This window comes from Variovorax sp. P4_D9 (assembly GCF_056401695.1).
Genome location: NZ_JBFUIU010000931.1, coordinates 1 through 3265 on the forward strand (window position 1 = coordinate 1; position 3265 = coordinate 3265).

2 protein-coding genes and 1 pseudogene are annotated in these 3265 nt (G+C 55.3%); 2 read left to right on the forward strand and 1 reads right to left on the reverse strand.

What is annotated here, in order from left to right; translation table 11 throughout:
• Nucleotides 1–144 precede the first annotated feature (144 nt).
• Entirely contained in the window at nt 145–459 is a 315-nt protein-coding gene (locus tag AC1DY5_RS48520; RefSeq protein WP_478121483.1) for a hypothetical protein, read from the reverse strand.
• A gap of 189 nt (nt 460–648) precedes the next feature.
• Between AC1DY5_RS48520 and AC1DY5_RS48525 the strand changes: the two genes are divergently transcribed.
• Nucleotides 649–2517 (forward strand): potassium transporter Kup, encoded by a 1869-nt coding sequence (locus AC1DY5_RS48525; protein WP_478121484.1) that lies wholly within the window; start codon nt 649–651, stop codon nt 2515–2517.
• A 549-nt stretch (nt 2518–3066) separates the two neighbouring features.
• Nucleotides 3067–3265: pseudogene (locus tag AC1DY5_RS48530) on the forward strand (methyltransferase type 11); the annotation flags it as partial.

Consider the following 3265-nt stretch of genomic DNA (forward strand, 5'->3'; position numbering starts at 1 on the left):
TGTGACGCGCATGACTCGGGGACAACATGATTCGCTACTTCTTTGTTGTCAGGGACTTGCACCCTTTACTCCTTGCCGGTCTCCCGGCGCACTCTTCCTGCTTTCTCGGGCCTCGGGCCCGGGTTGTGTCGCAGTGTGGACCACTTATCGCTGTGTTCGGATTTCCGGCGCCACCTCTGTGTTGCCGGCCCAGGCCCAGCCGATGGCGAAGTGGGAGAACGTGGTGGGGCCGCCCCATTCGTCGATGCGCGGCAACATTTGCTCGGGATTGTCAATGATGCCGTTCAGGGCCATCATTTTGTTGAAGGAGCCTTCCGGACTGCCCTCGGCACTGGCGCCGTTGTCACCCACGATGCAGTAGAAAAGCGTGTTGTCCAGCGCACCGATGGCCTCTAGTTGCGCCACCAACCGACCCATCTCATGGTCGGTGTGCTCAGTGAAGCCCGCGAATGTTTCCATCGGTCTGGTAACTTTTTTTTGGACTACCGCTGCCGGAAAACGCAACTATGAATGCGCGGCTTAGAGTTGGCAAATCGACGCTGCAAACGGGCGGAAAATCAATTTATCCGTGAGTCTATAGCAGAATGGGTTTGATCCGTCTCTCGCCAAGGCATTCGGCCGGTGCAACATGCCGATACCGCAATCCAAATGAAAAACTCAAAGTCCTCAGTCGCAACGCTATGTCTGGGCGCTATCGGCGTGGTGTATGGCGACATCGGCACATCTCCTCTGTACGCTTTTAAAGAGGTATTTGCTAGCGGCCATGTCGCTGTGACTCCAAGCAACATCCTCGGAATCCTCTCACTTTTCTTCTGGACACTGACGGTAATCGTCTCCATCAAGTATGTTGGCCTAATATTGCGGGCAGACAATCACGGCGAGGGTGGCTTGATGGCATTGCTCGCACTGGCTTCACAATCCGTCAAAGACAAGCCCAAGATTCATCGAATATTGATGGTGTGCGGCGTCTTTGGGGTCGCACTATTTTTTGGTGATGGCGTGATCACGCCCGCCATTTCTGTGCTGTCCGCAGTCGAGGGACTAGAAATCGTAACCCCGGCGGCCAAGCCCTACGTATTGCCGATTTCCTTCACCGTATTGATCATTCTCTTTATTGTGCAGAAGAGGGGGACGGCCCAAATAGGCCGGTATTTCGGCCCTATTATGGTGCTCTGGTTCCTGGCCATCGGGCTTACTGGATTGTTTCCCATTGTTGATAATCCGTCGGTGTTGAAGGCGATTTCACCGTACTACGCTTTGCATTTTGGATTTGAGAATTACAAGTTGGCATTTATCACCCTGGGAGCGGTCTTTCTTTGCGTAACAGGGGCAGAGGCGCTTTACGCCGATATGGGTCATTTCGGCAAGGTCCCCATTCAATGGGCTTGGTTTGGCTTGGTGATGCCCGCATTGATGCTCAACTACTTTGGCCAAGGCGCCTTGGTACTGGCCAATCCAAAGGCTATAGAAAATCCCTTCTTCCTAATGACGCCTGACTGGGCGTTGATCGCGATGGTGGTCTTGGCGACTGCGGCTACGGTCATTGCGTCCCAAGCACTCATTTCTGGTGCGTTTTCGGCAACCAAGCAGACGATACAGCTGGGGTATTTGCCGCGAATGACGATCATACACACGTCAGAACACGACAAGGGGCAGATCTATGTGCCGGCAGTGAACCTGGCGCTATTGGCCGGCGTGGCTCTGGCGGTCGGCATGTTTCACTCATCGACAGCCCTTGCAGCAGCCTATGGGATTTCGGTCAGCCTGGTCATGGTGATCACAACGGCACTGACCTTTTTTGTCATTCGATATGGATGGGGGTACCCGATGCCGGTATGCGTGGCAGCCACAGGGTTCTTCTTCGCAGTTGACATTTTCTTTTTTTCGTCGAATCTGCTCAAGATTGTCGATGGCGGCTGGTTCCCGCTGCTGATGGCAGGAGGCCTGTTCGTGATTCTCGCCACTTGGAAGAATGGTCAGCTCATTCTTTCGGCCAAGCTGCGCAAAGATGCCATTGAGCTGGCGCCTTTTCTTGAGAGCGTGATGGTCCAACCGCCGACTCGGGTTCCGGGAACGGCCGTGTTTCTCACGGCAGAAACCGGGATCGTTCCTAATGCGATGCTCCACAACCTGAAGCATAACAAGGTGCTGCACGGACGCAATCTGTTCGTGACGATACGGCCGCAAGAGGTGCCTAAGGTTGAACTCGACAAACGTGGGGAAATCATCCTGATTGGCAAGGATTGTTGGAAGGTCATCCTGAACTTTGGCTTCATGGACATACCTGACATGCCCGAAGCGCTGAGCCAAATTACAAATCGGGAATTCAGACTTGATCCCATGACCACGAGTTATTTTCTGTCGCGCGACATTGTTGTGCCAACGTTCGGCGATGGAATGGCTAAGTGGCGTGAGAAAATTTTTGTGCAGATGCATCACAGTGCCAGCGCTGCAGCCGAATACCTCTATTTGCCCAACAATTCGGTTGTTGAGCTGGGCACGAAGATCGAGATTTGACAGGTAGCTTGGTCTATAAGTGTCCGGCGCGGGTTGACCCGGGCCGATGATCAAACGCTAGGTTCCAGACCTCATGAATGAACCGTGTTGCCCGTGCCACCTACGGGCTGGGCTCGGCGACATCCAAGAATTCAACTGGCGAAACAGAGCTTCCAAGCGGAGAGGCTTTGTAGCTCCGATAGAAGCTACCAAACTCGCAGTCAGGAGCGATGCCAAGCGCCGTGAGTTCGGCCTCCGCACCTGCAGTTTGGGGCCGCAGAACGTCACCCTTTTGCCGCCGAACCAGCGCGTCAAGGTCTGATGGAATCAACAACATCTCCTCATTGGGCGTTGACTGGGAACGTCCGGTATCGGCTGATGCGCGCCACTACCCTCGGCAGGCGTCGCCCTGCTTGGCCGTATTAATTAGTTGTCGGACCTCTCGGCTTTACCTACTGTCGCTCTGCCGCGCACTCCAGTGAGAATATTGGCACATCTGATCGCCGGCTGAGCCACACGCCGCCGCCAACCTCCTTGAACTGCCGAGACAACCCGCTGCGGTACACGCTCGACTTCGTCATCTGCCAAGGCGTGCTGGCCTACCTGAGCCCGCCAGACCTGAAACGCGCACTGCGCAACCTCGGGGCGTTGAGCAAGGGTGCTCTCTACATGGACGTCGTGGCGCGTGAGGACTACGAACGCGACATGGTGGACGAAGACCTGACCGACCCGCACCCCTCGGCGCGGTGGCGAAAGAGCTGCTGCGAGC